This is a genomic window from Mycobacterium sp. E183 (genome assembly GCF_001667735.1).
Classification (GTDB): Bacteria; Actinomycetota; Actinomycetes; order Mycobacteriales; family Mycobacteriaceae; genus Mycobacterium.
The window spans coordinates 1-16,417 of sequence record NZ_LZJN01000173.1 but is presented as its reverse complement, the minus strand read 5'-3'; the positions used below and the strand labels follow the sequence as shown (position 1 = coordinate 16,417).

The 16,417-nt window shown below is 68.3% G+C and carries 16 protein-coding genes and 1 pseudogene; 9 read left to right on the top strand and 8 right to left on the bottom strand.

Going from position 1 to position 16,417, the window contains the following annotated elements; all coding sequences use genetic code 11:
* Positions 1-254: pseudogene (locus tag A5691_RS28415) on the top strand (MFS transporter); the annotation flags it as partial.
* A 12-nt stretch (positions 255-266) separates the two neighbouring features.
* Here the strand turns inward: A5691_RS28415 and A5691_RS20885 are convergent.
* Positions 267-1,304, bottom strand: coding sequence for an LLM class F420-dependent oxidoreductase (locus A5691_RS20885; RefSeq protein ID WP_068017008.1), 1,038 nt, complete (start codon positions 1,302-1,304; stop codon positions 267-269).
* A gap of 12 nt (positions 1,305-1,316) precedes the next feature.
* On the bottom strand, positions 1,317-1,739 hold the full coding sequence (locus tag A5691_RS20880; protein ID WP_067753617.1) for a nuclear transport factor 2 family protein: 423 nt from the start codon (positions 1,737-1,739) through the stop codon (positions 1,317-1,319).
* Positions 1,740-1,861: 122 nt separating this feature from the next.
* Between A5691_RS20880 and A5691_RS20875 the strand changes: the two genes are divergently transcribed.
* Entirely contained in the window at positions 1,862-2,512 is a 651-nt protein-coding gene (locus A5691_RS20875) for a PadR family transcriptional regulator (protein ID WP_068017010.1), read from the top strand.
* On the opposite strand, the gene A5691_RS20870 is transcribed toward A5691_RS20875, so the two are convergent.
* Entirely contained in the window at positions 2,421-5,336 is a 2,916-nt protein-coding gene (locus A5691_RS20870; protein WP_067753610.1) for an ornithine decarboxylase, read from the bottom strand. The two genes, A5691_RS20875 and A5691_RS20870, sit on opposite strands and share 92 nt — an antisense overlap.
* 152 nt (positions 5,337-5,488) lie before the next feature.
* Entirely contained in the window at positions 5,489-6,208 is a 720-nt protein-coding gene (locus tag A5691_RS20865) for a CoA pyrophosphatase (protein WP_067891928.1), read from the bottom strand.
* A gap of 100 nt (positions 6,209-6,308) precedes the next feature.
* On the opposite strand from A5691_RS20865, the gene A5691_RS20860 reads away from it, so the two are divergent.
* From A5691_RS20860 to A5691_RS20850, 3 genes are read left to right on the top strand one after another with little or no spacing between them, the layout of a single operon-like run.
* On the top strand, positions 6,309-7,352 hold the full coding sequence (locus A5691_RS20860; protein ID WP_067753604.1) for an amidohydrolase family protein: 1,044 nt from the start codon (positions 6,309-6,311) through the stop codon (positions 7,350-7,352).
* A 34-nt stretch (positions 7,353-7,386) separates the two neighbouring features.
* Positions 7,387-8,277: a hypothetical protein gene (locus A5691_RS20855; RefSeq protein WP_067753601.1), complete on the top strand. Its 891-nt coding sequence runs from the start codon at positions 7,387-7,389 to the stop codon at positions 8,275-8,277.
* Between the two features lie 55 nt (positions 8,278-8,332).
* Positions 8,333-8,599 (top strand): YdeI/OmpD-associated family protein, encoded by a 267-nt coding sequence (locus A5691_RS20850; RefSeq protein ID WP_067753598.1) that lies wholly within the window; start codon positions 8,333-8,335, stop codon positions 8,597-8,599.
* 6 nt (positions 8,600-8,605) lie between these two features.
* Here the strand turns inward: A5691_RS20850 and A5691_RS20845 are convergent, their stop codons facing one another.
* From A5691_RS20845 to A5691_RS20835, 3 genes are all read right to left on the bottom strand, one after another.
* Complete coding sequence (locus A5691_RS20845; RefSeq protein ID WP_067753595.1) at positions 8,606-8,959, bottom strand: VOC family protein; 354 nt, start codon at positions 8,957-8,959, stop codon at positions 8,606-8,608.
* Between the two features lie 143 nt (positions 8,960-9,102).
* Complete coding sequence (locus tag A5691_RS20840; RefSeq protein WP_082950432.1) at positions 9,103-9,612, bottom strand: hypothetical protein; 510 nt, start codon at positions 9,610-9,612, stop codon at positions 9,103-9,105.
* A gap of 143 nt (positions 9,613-9,755) precedes the next feature.
* Complete coding sequence (locus A5691_RS20835; RefSeq protein WP_067753632.1) at positions 9,756-10,640, bottom strand: cyclopropane mycolic acid synthase family methyltransferase; 885 nt, start codon at positions 10,638-10,640, stop codon at positions 9,756-9,758.
* Between the two features lie 183 nt (positions 10,641-10,823).
* Between A5691_RS20835 and A5691_RS20830 the strand changes: the two genes are divergently transcribed.
* The 4 genes from A5691_RS20830 (at position 10,824) to malQ (ending at position 15,773) form a co-directional block, all read left to right on the top strand.
* Positions 10,824-11,411: a hemerythrin domain-containing protein gene (locus A5691_RS20830; protein WP_067753589.1), complete on the top strand. Its 588-nt coding sequence runs from the start codon at positions 10,824-10,826 to the stop codon at positions 11,409-11,411.
* A gap of 177 nt (positions 11,412-11,588) precedes the next feature.
* A complete protein-coding gene (locus tag A5691_RS20825; RefSeq protein WP_067753629.1) occupies positions 11,589-12,917 on the top strand; it encodes an MFS transporter in 1,329 nt (442 codons plus the stop codon).
* A 101-nt stretch (positions 12,918-13,018) separates the two neighbouring features.
* The gene (gene phoU / locus A5691_RS20820; protein WP_067753586.1) at positions 13,019-13,654 is read left to right on the top strand and encodes a phosphate signaling complex protein PhoU; all 636 of its coding nucleotides are present in this window, start codon (positions 13,019-13,021) and stop codon (positions 13,652-13,654) included.
* A gap of 133 nt (positions 13,655-13,787) precedes the next feature.
* Positions 13,788-15,773, top strand: coding sequence for a 4-alpha-glucanotransferase (gene malQ / locus A5691_RS20815; protein WP_068017014.1), 1,986 nt, complete (start codon positions 13,788-13,790; stop codon positions 15,771-15,773).
* 18 nt (positions 15,774-15,791) lie between these two features.
* Here the strand turns inward: malQ and A5691_RS20810 are convergent.
* Positions 15,792-16,417, bottom strand: a 626-nt coding sequence (locus A5691_RS20810; protein WP_067891910.1) for a class I SAM-dependent methyltransferase, incomplete at its 5' end; no start/stop codon positions are given.

Genomic DNA, 16,417 nt, shown 5'->3' with positions numbered 1-16,417 from the left:
TGGGATGCGCCTCCGGCCTGTGCTTGCGTGAGGGGTTGATCGATCTGGAGGCCGCGGCGCCGAAACGCTTGCGCGGCGCGCTGGTCGGCGCGTTCTACGTGGTGACCTACATCGGTTTCGGGCTGCCGCTCATTTTGGCGACGGTCGGGTCGGCGGTGTCGGCGACCGTTCTCGCGGTGATGGCCGCGCTGGCGTTGCTGGCCGCCGCGAGTCGGGCGGTGCGATTGCGGCGCGACGCCCACCGACAGGCCTGAAATCGCCCGCACTCAGAGCAATTCGCGCAGCGTCTCGATCAGCTTGACCCGCTCGCCCGGGGTGGACGCGATGGGCGCCACGTTGAGCGTGGTGACCCCCGCTTCGCGGAACGCGGCCAGTCGATCCTTGACGAACTCGCGACTGCCGATCAGGTTCACGTCCCGGACGAGCTCGTCGGGCACGACCTTGGCGGCGCCGTCCTTGTCGCCGGCGAGGTAGAGCTCTTGGATCCGGTCCGCCTGCGGGCCGTAGCCGTACTTCGTCGCCAGGGCGTGGTAGAAGTTCTTGCCCTTGGCGCCCATGCCGCCGATGTACAGGGCGAGATGGGGTTTGACGAATTCCCTTAGCGACTCCACGTTTTCACCGATGGCGAGGACCGGGCCGGCGTAGATGTCCAACTCACCCAGCTCGGCGTCCCGCTTGGCGCGGCCGGCGGCCAGCGCCTCGCCCCACACCTCCTGCGCCTTCTCGGGCAGGTAGAAGATCGGCTGCCAGCCCTCGGCGATCTCGGCCGCGAGCTCGACATTCTTGGGGCCAAGCGCCGCGACCAATATCGGGATGCGTTCTCGCACCGGCTTGTTGATCAGCTTGAGCGGCTTTCCGAGCCCGGTGCCCTGCCCGGCGGGAAGCGGGATCGTGTAGTACTTGCCCTGGTGCTTGACGGGTTCGCGCCGCCAGACCTGCCTGCAGATGTCGATCACTTCGCGGGTCCGGCCGATCGGCGCGTCGTAGGGCAACCCGTGAAAGCCCTCGATGACCTGCGGACCGGAAGCCCCCAGCCCCAGGGTGAACCGGCCATCGGAGACGTAGTCGAGCCCGGCGGCGGTCATCGCGGTGAGCGTGGGCGTTCGGGTGTAGAGCTGCAGGATCCCCGAGGCCAGGCCGACCCGCTCGGTGCTGGCGGCCAGGTAACCGAGCGCGCTCACCGCGTCGAACGAATAGGCCTCGGGGACAAAGACGATGTCGAGTCCGGCACGCTCGAGGTCGGCCACTTCGGCGGCCACGTCCTTGAAGCCGCCCGCATAGTTGATGCCCAATCCGATTCGCATGGTCGCTCGCCCCTACGCGGTGGTGAACGTGTCGGCCAGTTGGAGCGCCTCCTGCTGGATCCGCTCGAACTGGGCGCCCATCGCCTCGGACAACGCCTTCGCGCCTGAGAGCGGCCGCACCATCACCATGAAGTCGTCGATCAGGCCGTCGTCGTTGAAGTGCAGGAAGTCGCAGCCGGTGATCTTGACCCCGGGCGCCCCGGCGATTCCGGTCTCGAACACGAGGGCGTGGTCTCGGCCGTCGTCGTCGTGGATCTCCCGGATGTAACGGAAGTCCTCGAAGATGCGCAACACGCCGCTCAGGATGGCCGCGGTGATCGGCTTGCCGACATAGGGCTTGAACGCGACCGGGCTGGTGAACACGACGTCGTCGGCCAGCAGCGCATGGATGCCGCTCTCGTCGCGGTCCTCGACGGCTTTGCGGAAGGGATGCATCCGACAGACACCTCGGCTTGGATTGGTTGGGAAGTGCCGTTGACGCTATGCGGTCCGTCGGCCCGTGTCCATAGTGCGATTAATCACTTTGTTGATTACTCGTATCGTTGTATTCTTCTTCGATGTCGCTGCGTGACGCTGTCCTGGCGGCCCTCCTCGAGGGTGAGTCGTCCGGATACGACCTCGCCAAGGACTTCGACGCCTCGGTGGCGAATTTCTGGATGGCCACCCCTCAGCAGCTGTACCGCGAACTCGACCGCCTTGCCGAGCAGGGCCTCATCCGGGCGCGCGTCGTGCAGCAGGAGCGCCGGCCAAACAAGCGGCTGTTCTCGCTGACCGAGGCCGGCCACGACGCGATCCGGGAGTTCACCGCGAGGGCCCCCAAGCCCTCGGCGATTCGGGACGAACTGCTCATCAAGGTCCAGGCCGCGGACGCCGGGGACGCACGCGCCGTGCGGGAGTTCATCGTCGAGCGCCTGCAGTGGGCGACGGCCAAACTGCAACGCTACGAACGCTTGCGGGCGCGCATACTCGACGGACACGCCGAGGGCGAGTTTTTGGCCCATGCCGAGCGGATCGGCCCCTATTTGACGCTGCTGCGTGGGATCGCGTTCGAGGAAGAGAACGTTCGGTGGGCCGAGCGCGCGCTGGACGTCATCGATCACCGCCTGGCCGCGCGGCCTAAGCAGAACCCGAGCTCACCGCGTCGCCGGGCTGCTGCTGGCCGAGCAGCTCATCCTGACCGACCTCGGGAACGCTCCCCTCGCCGCTGAGCCGGGCACGCTTGCCCGGCTTCTTCGGCGTCTGCTTCGCCCCGTCTGGGGCGCCGACGGCGCGGTGGCCGTTGGACGGCAGGCCGGCCGGCCGGCCGGCCATTTCGATGGCTTTACCGGTGTACACGCGGTAGCCGAAATTTGGTAAGTAGCCGTGAATTTCGGGCGTGTCGAGGTCGCGCATGAACTGCAGGATGCCGCGACTGAACAGCTGCCCGGGCACCAGGACCGGAAAGCCCGGCGGGTAGGGCGTCACGTACGTCGCCGACACGACGTCAATGCCCGCGTCGAGCCGTTCATCGATCTGGTCGCCGGTGAGGTACTCACAGTTGGTGTCGTCGTAGGAGAGGTAGAACCCGCGGCGGACGTCCCCCTCGGGCGTCGGCTCGGCGCCGCTGTGATCCAGGAAGGCGGGGTGGAATCCGCTGAAATCGGGCAGTGGCAAGGACATTTCGGTGAGCCGGTAGACCGCGCGGTCGAAGTGCTCTCGCTCGCCGAGGCTCATCTCGGAGATGTTCTGGTCGAGTTCGGTGGCGATGTTGACCAGAACCTCCACCAGGAAGGCGACCGAACTGCGCGTGGTGCCGATGTTGGTCATGAACAGGACGCTGTTGCGCGACGTCTTGTTGATCTGGATTCCGTAGCGGTCCATCAACTGCTGGCGTTTGAAGGTGTCGCCGTCGTAGCCGGTGGGCCCGATGAACAACGTGATCCGCGACGGGTCGAGCACGAACTCGTCCTGGCCCCACGCCGCCATCATGTTGCGCAGGCCCGAGCGCAGCGGCTGGGCGATGGCCGACGGCCGGAACGGCTCCGGGATCAGATCCGACGTGCGCAGGCAGCGCATGTACTTGCTGAGCAACGGATGGTTGTCGATCGCGTCGCGCAACTGCATCGCGTTCTCGATCTGCCGTTGCACCAGCTCGACTCCCTCCAGCGCGACCTGCCGGCGCCCCAGGTCCAGGGACGCGAGAATCTGGTAGTTGGGGGAGGTCGACGTGTGGGCCATGTATGCCTCGTGGAACGGCTCGGCGACCTTCTGGTCGAAATCCTGATCGAAAACGTGGATCATCGATCCCTGCCTCAGCGCGGTCAACGTCTTGTGCGTCGACTGCGTGGCGTACACTCGCACCCGGGCCCGGGCGGGGTCGGGCAGCAAGCGACGGTCCAAAAGCTCGTCGTCGCTGGGTGTTTCGTTGCCACCGGCCGAGAGATATTCCTCGTAGCGACGCCGATAGCCGGGGTCCTGCAACCGCGCGCGCATGGTCCGTGCCGCGGCCATCGCGGTGCGCGTCCGGTAGACCGGGTGGAACCGCGCGAAGGCGAACCAGGCCTCGTCCCAGAGGAATACCAGGTCGGGTTTGATGGCCAGGCACTCCTCCATGACACGCTCGACGTCGTAGACGATCCCGTCGAAGGTGCAGTTCGTCAGCGACATCATCTTCACGCGGTCGAGCTTGCCGGCCCTTTTGAGCGCCAACAGCTTTGACTTGATCTCCCGCAGGGGGACCGCCCCGTACATCGAATACTCGTTGAGCGGATACGCCTCCAGATACACCACGTTCGCACCGGCGAGCATCATCCCGTAGTGGTGCGATTGATGGCAGTTGCGGTCCAGCAGCACGATGTCGCCGGGCGCCACCAGCGCCTGCGTGACAATCTTGTTGGCCGTCGAGGTCCCGTTGGTGACGAAGTACGTGTGCCGCGATCCGTAGGCCTGCGCGGCGAGTTGTTGCGCTTCTCGCAGCGGCCCGGTCGGTTCCAGCAGTGAGTCGAGGCCCCCGCACGTCGCCGACGTCTCGGCCATGAACACGTCGAGGCCGTAGAACCCCACCATGTCCCTGATCCAGTGGGAGTTGACGATCGATTTGCCCTGCGAAATCGGCAGCGCGTGAAAGACACCGGTGGGCCGGTGGCTGTACTGCTTGAGCGCGCTGAAGAACGGTGTGCGGTAACGCGCCGCGACGCCCTGCAAGATCGACAGGTGCAGCTCGAGCATGCCCTCGCGCGCGTGGAACACCCTGCGGAAGTACTGGCCCAGCCGACCGGCGATGTCTTCGACCTCGATCTCGGTCATCAGGTACAGGTCGAGCTCCGGCCGCAGTTCGGCCAGCGATGTCGCCAGGATCTGCGCGCGTTCCTCGGGAGTCTGGTGGTCGTTCAGCTCGTCGGATACGGCCGTGTCGACGAACTCCGACAGCGCCGACAGGTCCCGCGTCGATTGGTGCGAGAAGCGCCGGCGGATCACCACCGCCTGCAGGTTGACGTTGAGCCGCGCCGCGATGAGGGCCTCGTCCCCGCTGGCGACCACCACCAGTTCGTAGACGAATTCGTCGTCGGGGCGCCGCCATTTGCGGACCTCGTTGCGCAGGGCGCGTTCCTGGTCCTCGGTCATCTTCTCGACGACCAGCACCTCGAAGTAGGGACGGTCGCGCTGCGACGCCGGCTGATGCTCGATGAGTTGCCGCGGATCGGACGGGAACATGTCGAGTTCGTCGGCACCGGCGTTGTCCACGTCCCCTGAGCGGTAGGACTCGGTGGTCAGCGCCCGGTTGACCTGCGCGACCGCCTGCGCGAACTTGTCGTAGCTGCCGGCGGCGAAAAGCCTTTGTATGCGCGCGAACTGCGGCGCGCCGGGGTAGGCCCAGTAGGGCTCCAGCGTGCTCAGGCGCGTCAGCAACTCCTGGCAGGCGCCCGCCCATTTGTCCCTCAGCGTGCCGGTGGTGGTCGGCCGCGTCAGCCGGTCCGCGGCTTCTTCCAACCGGCACCACGAGTCGCTGCGCACCTGCCAAAGGCTGTTGTATGCGCGCAAGTGTTCTGTCATGGCCGCCCTTTCTGGGAGCACGGCGACTCCTGAGTCCCGGAGCGTCGGTCCAGGCTTGCAGAGTCAATACGCCCGCCGGTGACCGGAAGGCGAACACCGAGCGTCCGTCGCGTGACAGCCGCCGCTCACACCGCGGCGCCTGCCATCGATCGCTACCTCCAGGCGAAGACCGGTTGCTCCAGCCCGTCGACCGCGTCCGGTCGGCCTTCCAGACACAGCCACCTCAACTGCAGCAGCACGGCGCCGGTCGGCGCGTGAATCAGGTCGTTGCCCAGAGGAATCTGCACGACCGGGCGCGGGCTCTCCGGGATGGTGATGAATCGCGGCGAGTCGTCGCGCTGCAATTGATGCAGCCCCACCCGGTACACCGCCACCACCTCGTCGGGCGCCGGGCGGGGATCGAGGCGGCCGCCGCCCCAGATCACGACCGGGGTGATGACGTACCCGGACCGCGTCGGATAGTCGTCGAGGAGGCCCAACACGGTCGAACTGGTCACGGCGATGCCGACCTCCTCGCGCAATTCCCGCAGGGCCGCGTCGACGGCGGTCTCGCCCGGGTCGAGCCTGCCACCGGGCAGCGCCCATTGCGCGGCGTGTGAGGTGAGTCGAGATGCCCTCCGGCACAACAAGAACGCCGCGCCGCCCGAGACGCCGACCATCCGGCCGTCGAGGCCGGGCTCCGGCATCGGGCGGTCACCGTTCCATTCGTCCACCGGCGCCGGATCCACCCGGTCCTCGCCGAGGGTGGAGTCCACCAACACCACGGCGACCGCCGCGTGCCGTTTGGTTGGGTCGGTCACCTCGCGGCGGTCGTGGCGCGCGAGATTGCCGCTGATCCGCTCGCGCAGAGCCTCGTCATACGGGATGGTCACGGGTTCGAGACTATGCGGGGCCGGTCCCGGCGCGTCCCGGGTACTCCGGTGAACGCCCGGCGCCCCGCGCTCGTGGGTCTGCATGTACGGGAGGAGACGGATGAAAGTCATCGGTATCGAGGAGCACTACAGGTTTCCGGCCATAGCCGAAGAACACCGCAATCAAGGGGCCGACTCGGCGACCGAAATGCTGAGGCACGCGGGCTACGGTTCTCCCGGAACGGAAGGCGAATGGCCGCCGGGGATCACCGACGTGGGCGAGGGGCGGATCGCCGCGATGGACGCCGCGGGCATCGACATGCAGATCCTTTCGCACTCCGTCCCGGGACCCGAGACTCTGGACCCCGATTCGGCGATCGAGCTGGCCCGGCGGGCGAACGACGCGGTCGTCGCCGCGGTCGGGCGGCATCCCGACCGGTTCCGCGGCTTCGCCACCCTCCCGATGCGCGACCCCTCGGCGGCGGCCGCCGAGCTCGAGCGCACCGTCCGCGATCACGGCTTCGTGGGCGCCCTGATCAACGGACACGTCAACGGGCGCTACCTGGACGACACGTTCTTCTGGCCGGTCTTCGAATCCGCCGAAACCCTGGGCGTGCCAATCTTTTTGCACCCGACCATCCCGCCGCAGTCGATCATCGACACCTATTACGGCGGCTTTGACCCGAAGGTGTCGGCTCGGTTGGCGGCGGCCGGGGTCGGCTGGCATATCGACACCGGGGTGCACTGCCTCCGGCTGATCCTGGGTGGGGTGTTCGACCGGTTCCCGCAGCTACAGATCATCGTGGGTCACCACTTCGAGGCGCTCAGCTGGATGGGCTGGCGGACCGACTACTCGTTTCCGGTCGAGGCGACGGGTCTCAAACGCACCGTCAAGGAGTACCTGCGGGAGAACTTCTACGGTGGCATCCTCGCCGGCGATTTCTCCAGTCAGGAGCCCGGCGCCGCGGATCCCAGTTGGAGCCTGTCCTTTAACGCCTATCTGGCGATGGTCAATGTGATCGGCATCGACCGCGTGGTCTTCACCGCCGACTATCCCTACGGCAACATCAAGGCGTGCCGCCAGTTCCTCGACAGGATGCCGATCAACCAGCCCGACCGGGAGAAGATCGCCCACCTCAATGCCGAGCGGCTGCTGAGGCTTTGAGCACCGGCAACCATGGGGGTGGTTAACTGCCATCATGCAACGGAAACCCCTGCTGGCGCGGCGCTTCTTCGACCGCTTCGAACCGGTGCATGCGGTGACGTATTTCGCGCCGGAGGCGCGGGCGGCGCTGGACGGGCTGGGCTACCGCGGATTCTGGATGGGCTACTTCGCCGCGCGCTCGGCGCCGCTGGGCCCGGTGCCACGGCAGGTGGTCACCGCGATCTTCTACAACTTCGCCCCCGAACGGATCGCCAAGGCGCTGCCGGCGGCCTGGGAGGTCGCCGGGCCGGACGCGGCGTTGCGGGCCCGGCAGGAATCGGCCGTCGCGGCGTTGCGCCGCTACGGGCTGGGCGACGGCGAAAACATCCGTGCCGCAGCGGAATTGGCGGGCAAGGCGGCCAGGCGGGCCCCGCTGGATGCACGACCGTTGTTCGCCGCCAACCTGGCGTTGCCGTGGCCGGACGATCCGCTGGCCGCGCTCTGGCACGCGACGACGCTGCTGCGCGAGCACCGGGGCGACGGACATGTGGCGGTGCTGGCCGCCGCGGGCGTCTCGGGCCGGGAGTCCAACGTGTTGCACGCCGCGGCCGGCGGTGTCCCGCGCGAGTACATCGCGCGCACCCGCGACTACGACGAGGCCGCGTGGCGACACCACGAGCAACGGCTGGCCGAACGGGGGCTGCTCGACGATGAGGGCTCGCTGACCGCGGCCGGCCGGGAACTGAAGGACCACATCGAACGGTCCACCGATGCGCTTTCCCTGTCCGCGCTCGACGCGCTCGACGACGACGAGGTGGAGACGCTGTTCCGGGCGCTCACGCCGGTCACCCGCACGGTGGTCGCCGGCGGTGATGTGCCCGCCCGCACGCCGATGGGATTGCGCCGCGACGAATTGCACGACGACAGCGCGCATTTGACTTCTTAGCCACGGCGCGCGACCACAGCCGATCGTCTACTGCGCGGACAGCTACTGTGGCCCCATGAGCAGTGAGCGGATACCCGGCGGAGTGGTGCACAAGCTTCCGGCCGACCTGCGCGAGTCGCTGATCGGCAATGCCACCGCGCTCGCCGCGTGGAACGACATCACGCCCTTGGCCCGCAACGAATTCATCTGCTGGGTCGAGGACGCCAAGCAGGAAGCCACCCGGCAGCGCCGCATTCGCCGGACACAGGAGGAGCTGGAAGAGGGCAAGCGCAGGCCCTGCTGTTGGCCCGGGTGCAAGCACCGCGAGCGCAACGGCAAGTAACGCCGGTCAGCGGCCCAGCGGCATGTAGAACACCAGGCCGTTGCCCTTGTTGTCATAGACCACGGCACGGCGTTCATGCGCGTCGTCGTACGGCCCTTTGACGATGCCGCCGCCGCTGGCCTCCACCGCCTTCGCCGCGGCGTCGACGTCGGCGGTCTTGATGCCGACGACGACCTGACCCGGTATCGGGTGGTCCACGGCGGTCGCCAGCGCCAGCGTGACGGGGCCGCCGTCGAGGGCGGCGAAGTGCGCCCCATCGCGGAACTTCAGCGCCATGCCCAGCGTCTCGCTGTAGAACCGGATCGACTCGTCCAGGTCGTCAGTCGACAAGATGATCATTTTGACTTCGTGCTCGCTCACGGCGCCTCCTCTGGCTGGATGGCATACAGAGTAGGCCCGGGACGGCGCCGGGAGAAGGCGAGAAGCGGCGGCGCGGACTGAACGACAGAGGCGCTGCGCCGCAAGGTCGTTGACCAAAGCCGGGGATGTCGGCGCGGGGTGGATCAGCTGCGCCCGGCCGGAATGACCTGCCCGTCAAGGTAGTCCATCGGCGGTCCGTCCCCGTGTCCCGCACCGTGGTCGGCCACCGCGGTGGCCATGGCGGTGCCGTCCTGGATGGTTCCGACGATGACCACGTGGTCATTGACCGTGAAATGTGAAGCGGCAGCTGCCGGTTGGCCACCGCGACCGATGAGCGTGGTGTTGGGCGTCACGAGATAGGTCTGCGTGTAGCCGTCGGCGCTTCTGGCGGTGACCGAGCCCGCCGACACCGCGACCACGGTGCCCTCCTGCCGCACCGGGCGCGAAGCGGCGGACGGCGGCTCCTGGCTCGCCTCGATCATTCGCTTCTCGCCGTGCGGAGCGTTGAGCACCAGGGCCGCACACGCCGCCGTGCACAACATCGAGGCGGAAAGCACGTCGCACACCGCCGCGATGCCCGACCGCCGGCGCGGCGTTCGATCCGCCGGCGGTCTTTGCTGCGCCGTCGCGCTCATCCGGTGCTTGGCACTCACGATCAATCCTTCCCTGCGGTTTCGCGCCGACGAAGGCCGACGCGTACCGATGCAGGTTGTTGCTCGTGGTTTTACCCCGGGCGGTGCACGGATAAACCGGCCCGGGGTTCAGCTATGGTGCGCCCGAATCGGGGCCCGGTTCCTCAGCCCTTGACGAGGGTGAACTGCGCGACGTCGGTGTAGCCCTCGCGGAACAGGTCGGCGCACCCGGTCAGGTACTTCATGTACCGGTCGTAGACCTCTTGGGACTGAATCGCGATGGCCTCTTCGCGGCGCGACTCGAGGGCGGCCGCCCAGGTGTCGAGGGTGCGCGCGTAATGCAGGCGCAGCGGCTGGTAGAGCTTGAGACCGAAGCCGGCGCGGGTCGCGTGCTCTTCGACCGTCTTGGCCGCGGGCAGGTCTCCGCCCGGGAAGATCTCGTCCATGATGAATTTCATGAACCGCAGTTTCGTCATGGTGATGGGCAGCCCACGCTCTTCGAATTCCTCGCGGCTGGGCTGGATGATGGTGTGCAGCATCATCACGCCGTCGGCGGGCAACGCCTCGTAGGCCATCTTGAAGAAGTCGGGATAGCGGTCGCGCCCGAAGTGCTCGAAGGCGCCGATGGAAACGATGCGGTCCACCTTCTCGTCGAACTGCTCCCAGCCCTGTAGCAACACCCGCTTGCTCCGCGCGCTGGGGTGCTCGTCGAGGCGCTGCTGCACGTGCGCCTGCTGGTTGCGGCTCAGGGTGAGGCCGACGACGTTGACGTCGTACTGCTCGAGGGCCCGGATGATGGTGGTGCCCCAGCCGCAGCCGATGTCGAGCAGGGTCTGGCCCGGTTGCAGCCCGAGCTTGCCCAGCGACAGGTCGACCTTGGCGAGCTGAGCTTCTTCGAGGGTCATGTCGTCGCGCTGGAAATAGGCGCAGCTGTAGGTCCGCGTGGGGTCCAGGAACAGCGCGAAGAAGTCGTCGGACAGGTCGTAGTGCGCCTGAACGTCGTCGAAATGCGGCTCTAGGCTCACGGGCTCGCTGCGGTTCTCGGGCACAAACAACCTCTGACTGTGGTGGATTTTTTCTCGCACGCGATCGCGGTCGATCGACATGCTGACGACCCAGTGTATCCGCACGGTCGACGAGGCCCTTCTCGACGTTGCCCGGCCGGTTGACTGGCTGCGCCGCGATGGGACACCATGGCGCGAACCGTAGCGGGAGGGAGGTGGGGCGTCGCGATGGCTGACATCACCATGTTGATCCTCGCCGACCACGAGTGGTTCCGCGAACAGTTCGCCAGGCTGGACTACCTGCAGGCTCAGACGCCGGTCGACGAAACCGCCCTTGCCCGGGTGTGGCGGCCCCTCGCCGACAAGCTGGACGTGCACGCCTACATCGAGGAGAAGATCTTCTACCCGCAACTTCTGACGCGGGTCGGCGACGACGCCGAGGGTGAGACGCTCGACGCCATCGGTGATCACAACGACATCCGCGACGCGGTGCGCGACGCCAACGCCGCAGAGGTGGGCACCGACGAATGGTGGGCGGCGGTCGGCCGCACGCGCGAGGCCAACGACGACCACATGGGCGAAGAGGAGCGAGAGGGGCTGTCGGATTTCCGTCGCAGGGCTCCCATCGGCCTGCGGGAAGCGCTGGGCCGGCAATACAGCGACTTCATGGCCGAACACCCCACCACCGAGGGTTTGCCGATCGTCGACCGGGACCCGCAGCGCTACGTCGACGATATCGAGGCGGCCACCCGGTCGGAGGACCGGTCGAAGCCCCGGGATTATTCGCTTCGCATCGGCAGCCTGAAAGGTCAATGAGTTCTTCTCGGGCTGGCCCGGTCGCTACGATCGGCCACCGGCCGATGAAGACGACGAGCCGGATGGGAGCGCAACTTGTTCGGCCCTCGGGACTTCTGGGTACGCAATCCGTCGATGAATGCGCGACGCCGCCGCCGGAAATGGGCACGCAACGAGATCCGGGTCGCCGACCCGGCCATGCGCCAGACCATCATGGGCACCGCCATCGGCAACTTCATGGAGTGGTACGACTTCGGGGTCTACGGCTACATCGCCACCACCCTCGCCCAGGTGTTCTACCCCGGTAAGAGCGTCAGCGGCGTCCACCTGATCGCGACCTTCGGCACGCTGGCCGCCGCGTTCGTGGTGCGGCCTCTCGGTGGCTTCATCTTCGGGCCCCTCGGCGACCGCATCGGACGGCATCGGGTGCTGGTCATCACGATTCTGATGATGACGATCAGCACGACCGTGACCGGCCTGCTGCCCGGCTACAGCGCCATCGGCATCTGGGCGCCGATCCTGCTCGTCATAGCGCGGATCTTCCAGGGGCTGTCGACCGGCGGTGAGTTCGTCGGCGCGATGACCTACCTGGTCGAGCAGGCGCCGGACCACAAACGCGGCAGGATGGTCGGATTCTTGCCGATGGGCAACCTGGTCGGGTTCGTGCTGGCCGGGATGCTCGTCACGGCCTTACAAACCTGGCTGCCGGACGAAGCCATGCTGACCTACGGCTGGCGGATCCCGCTGTTACTGGGCGCGCCCTTCGGTCTGTTCGCCCTGATTCTGCGGCTTCGGCTCAAGGAGTCGTCCGCCTATCAGAGCGCGACGGAGGGCGCGCAGCAGTCGGGCGGGCGCCGGCAGCAATTCCGGCGCACGGTTGTGGACCAGTGGCGGGGGCTGCTGATCTGCGCCGCCCTGGTGCTCACCTCCCAGGTCGCCGATTTCATGCTGACCGGTTACCTGCCGACCTACCTCAAGCTGTTCGTGCGCGCCGGCCACACCGCCGGGCTGGTGATGATCGTGGTGACGTTGGCGATCCTGATGGTCACGGTGGTGCTGGTCGCCAGCCTGTCCGACCGCATCGGCGTCAAGCCGATCATGTGGACCGGCTGCGCACTGCTGGTCGTCGGTTCGATCCCCGCGTTCCTGCTCATCCGCTTCGGCGGGATCTACCCGGTGATCTTCATGGGTGTGCTGCTGATCGGGTTGATGGAACTGTGCTTCGACAGCACCGCGCCGGCCATGCTGCCGGCGCTGTTCCCCACGAACGTCCGCTACGGGGCGCTGGCGATCTCGTACAACATCTCCATATCCGCCGTCGGCGGCACTACGCCGCTGATCGCCCAGGCGTTGGTCTCGGGCACCGGCAACGTCATGGCGCCCGCCTACATGCTGATCTTCGGCGGCCTGGTGGGCGCGGTCACGCTGCTGTTCACGCCCGAGGTCGCCGGGAAGCCGCTGCCGGGATCCGGGCCCGCCGTGGAAACCGAGCAGGAGGCGCGCGAGCTGGCCGAGGGCGTCCGGTAGCCGAAGGCCGCGAAACGCGTTGCGGGCGAACCCTCCACGCGGCCACTCCCACCGAGCGGCCAACGACGTTTATTTTGCGTTTCCCGGCCTATCTCTAAGGGATGAGGAGCGCTTTTCACCATCGATTGGGAACCCTCAGCGAACAGCTCGCCGCGATGTGCGCGATGGCCGGCGGAGCCATCGGGCTGGCTACCGAGGCGCTGCTGAAGGCCGACCTGGTGCTGGCGGAACGCGTCATCGCCGGCCAGGCGGACATCGTCGCCGTCAACACCGGCGTCGAGGAGACCGCATTCGCGTTGCTGGCCTTGCAGGCCCCGGTGGCGACCGACCTGCGGGCGGTGGTCAGTGCCATCCGGATCGCCGCGGACGCGCAACGGATGGGCGGGCTCGCGGTACACGTGGCCGACATCGCCCGCATGCGCCATCCCCGCATTGCCGTGCCCGACGATGTGCGCCACCACATCGCCGAAATGGGTGATGCCGCCGAGCAGCTGGCCGTCGGCGCGCGAGAAGTATTGCTGGCCCAGGATCCTCGCCGGGCGGCCCAGATCCGCCGCGACGATGATGCGATGGACGAACTGCACCACCAATTGCTGACGGCTCTGATGGACCCGTGCTGGACGCACGGTGTCGCCGCCGCGGTGGATGTCACGCTGTTGGGCCGCTTCTACGAGCGCTTCGCCGACCACGCCGTGCAGATCGCCCGGCGGGTCATCTTTCAGGCGACCGGGCACTAGCCGAAAACGCATGCCGGCGAACGAGTTTCGGCCGCCCGTGTGAGAACCCACCGCTTGGGTATATAGAGGTTGTGCTGCTACCCCTCCGTCGTCCCATCGCCGCCGCCGGCGCCGCACCCGGGCCGGCGGCTTGATGGCGAAGCCCAAGCCGGTTCCCGATGACCTGCGGCGGGTGGCCGCGGCTCACGGGGTGGCCACCTCCTATCGAAACGAGCGGCGAGAGCCGGTGGACGTCGACGCCGACGTCGTGATCCGGGTGCTCGGCCTCCTCGATGTCGACGCCTCGAGCGAAGCCGCGCGGCGACGCGAGCTGGCCCGGCTCGCCGAGCGCGACCGCGCCGGCGCGCTGCCACCCACGATCGCCGTGCGGCTGGATGGGCGCCCCCGGGCCGTGCCCGGCGCCGCCGTCCTGGTGAGCGAGGACGGCGTCCGGACCGAAGTGCGCGACGAGCTGCCCGGTGACCTCAGCCCGGGCTGGTATCGGATCGAGCTGCGCGACGGTCAGGAGGCCACCCTGGTGGCCGCCCCGCCCCGCGTGCCTCCCACGCCGGCCACCTGGGGCTGGATGTTGCAGCTGTATGCGTTGCGATCCGCGCGATCCTGGGGCATCGGCGACCTGGGCGACCTGCGCGAGTTCCTGAATTGGACCGCCGCCGAGCATGGGGCCGGCGTGGTGCTGCTCAACCCGCTGCACGCGCCCGGCCCGACGCACCCGGTGCAGCCGTCGCCCTACACCCCGTCCAGCCGACGATTCGCCAACCCGCTGGCGCTGCGCATCGAGGATCTCGACGCCTACCGCCAGGCCGACCCGGAAACCCGCGCGGAGGTCGACGCGTTGCGGGTCTCGCCCACCACCGAGCGGGTCGACCACGACCTGGTGTGGGCGGCCAAGCGGTCGGCGCTGGAACTGTTGTGGCGCGCCGACGGCCGGCCCAACCCGCTGGACCAGTCGGCCGCCGGCACCGGTCTGCGCGACTGGGCCACGTATTGCGCGCTGGCCGAGCGGCACGGCGGCCGGTGGACCCGCTGGCCCGCACCGCTGCATGACGTCGCCGGGCCCGGCGTGGCGGCGGCCCGGCGTGAGCTGGCACCCCGGCTGGCCTTCCACGCGTGGGTGCAGCAACGCTGCGACGAGCAGCTGACGACCGTGCGCGACGCCGCACGCGACGCGGGCATGGCGCTCGGCGTGTTGCACGACCTACCGGTCGGGGTGGACGCGAACGGCGCCGACGCGTGGGCGCTGGCCGACGTGCTCGCCACAGGGGTGAGCATCGGCGCGCCGCCGGACAACTTCACGCCGCGTGGGCAGGATTGGGGGCTTCCGCCGTGGCGGCCGGACCGCCTCGCCGCCACCGGCTACGCCGCGCTGCGGGATATGCTGCGCGCAGTGCTCGCCCATGCCGACGGGCTGCGGATCGACCATGTCGCAGGGTTGTGGCGGCTCTGGTGGATCCCGCCGGGGGACGGTCCGGAGCGCGGCACCTACGTGCACTACGACGCCGACGTGATGCTCGCGGTCCTGGCGCTGGAGGCGCATCGCGCGGGAGCCGCCGTCGTCGGCGAGGATCTGGGCACCGTCGAACCCGAGGTGACCCGGGCGCTGGCCGACAACGAGATGCTGGGCTGCGCGGTGTCGTGGTTCACCCGTGACGAGTCGGCTCCGGGCGAGCCGCTGCTGCCGCCTGCGCAGTGGCCGTCGCGGGCGGCCGCCAGCCTGTCCACCCACGACCTCCCCACGGCGGCGGGTTTCCTGCGCGGTGAACACGTGCGGGCCCGCGCGGACCTCGGGCTGCTTGACGACGTGCCGGGCGAGCAGTCGGTGGCCGACAAGGAACGAGCCGAGTGGGTGGAACTGCTGCGGTCCGAAGGGCTGCTTTCGGGCTCCGACGCGGACGAGCCGGCAATCATCACCGCGATGCACCGATTGCTCGCCGCGACCCCGAGCCGGCTGAAACTGATCTCGCCCTACGACGTGCTGGCCGAACCCCGGCAGCCCAACCTGCCGGGCACCATCGACGAATACCCGAACTGGCGGTTGCCCCTGCCGGAGACGCTGGAGGAACTGCGCGCCGACCCGAGGGTCGCCGAAATCACCGCCGCCTTCCGAGGGGCGCGGTAACCGGGCCCAGGCGGTCTCTCACGCGTGCCGCAGCACCAACAGCTCGCCCGTCAGCGCGCCGTCCCCGAGCAGCCGCCCGATCTTCGAGCTCTGCCGTTCGGCCAGCTGCCAGGCCTCCGTGTGCCCGTGGCGGTCCCTCAGCGCGTTTTCCACGGCGTCGATGCGCTCGTTCCACGTGTCGGCGATCGCCGGGAGGTCCGACGTGCCCAGCGAGTGCTCGACGCGCAGGCCGGCGCGCGTCACCAGCTCACGCAGGCGAGCGGGCGACGGGAAGTGGTTGCCGTCGGTCGTGTCGTTCGCCGCGTCAGAGTGCGCGACGAAAACCAGCAGCCCGATGGGCCCGCCGGGCCGCACGACGCGGCGCAACTCGTCGAGCAGCCCGAGCTGATCCGGCGTCGTGCACAACACGCCCAGGGACCAGGCGGCGTCGAAGCTCGAGTCAGTCACCGGCAGGGCGGCGCCCGCCGCGCACACCACCGGGAATCCGAACAACTTCTTCGCCGCGCGGCAGGCACCGGTCTCCGGTTCGACGAGCACCGGACGCACCGGACGCGAGCGCGCGGCATACGCGGCGGGCCCGCCGACGCCTGCGCCGGAGTCCAGCAATGTGTCACCGGCCGTCAGGCCCATGCGGTCGATGAGCC